The 959-nt window shown below is 24.9% G+C and carries 1 protein-coding gene; it reads left to right on the forward strand.

The features are described 5' to 3' along the window. Positions 1 to 588: 588 nt before the first annotated feature. On the forward strand, positions 589 to 959 hold a 371-nt coding region (locus HMPREF1092_RS15790; protein WP_002599694.1), incomplete at its 3' end, for an Rpn family recombination-promoting nuclease/putative transposase.

Raw genomic sequence — 959 nt, forward strand, 5'->3', positions numbered from 1 at the left:
GCATATCAAAAATTTACTAGGAACTATAGCTTTGTGACATCACATCACGGACACGTAAGATTATAGCATATCAAAAATTTACTAGGAACTATAGCGAAATAAAAGTATTATCATTAGAAGGTTGGATTATAGCATATCAAAAATTTACTAGGAACTATAGCAAAAAGGGGCATTGAATCAACTCCGTTTTTATTATAGCATATCAAAAATTTACTAGGAACTATAGCAGGTGTCGGTTGGGGATTTACTGCATTTTTATTATAGCATATCAAAAATTTACTAGGAACTATAGCCTTTACAAGAACAACTTGATTTAGATGTTGATTATAGCATATCAAAAATTCACTAGGAACTATAGCAATAACAATGGTATCAATGAAACTATTTAGATTAAAGATATTACTCCTACTGAAGGCGTTAATAATTAACTTAGAAGTTTAAAAGAATAAGTTAGTAATTTAGGTAAATATTTTGATAATATAATTAGTTCTTTTTCAGATAATTTAGGAAAATATAGTATTTTAAAATTATATAATAGTCTATAATATAATTAACTATAAAAACTAACCAATAAGGAGGAATATTATCATGGTATATAGGACATTACTTAATCCGCAAATAGATTTTGTATTTAAAAAGATATTTGGGTCAGAAAAGAATAAACCTATATTAATAAATTTTTTAAATGCAGTAATTAAACCAACAAATCCAATACAAGAAGTCGAAATAAGAAACAATGATATAGATAAAGAGTATTTAGAAAGTAAGTTTAGTAGGTTAGATATAAAAGCCACCACTAATAATAAAGAACATATAAATATAGAAATCCAGGTAAAAAATGAATATAACATGATACAAAGAACTTTATATTATTGGAGTAAAATGTATTCTGAACAGATACAAAATAGAGAAAATTATAATAAGCTAGAAAGAACAGTTTGTATAAATATATTGAACTT

It is taken from the genome of Clostridium thermobutyricum, assembly GCF_000371465.1.
Lineage (GTDB): Bacteria > Bacillota > Clostridia > Clostridiales > Clostridiaceae > Clostridium > Clostridium thermobutyricum.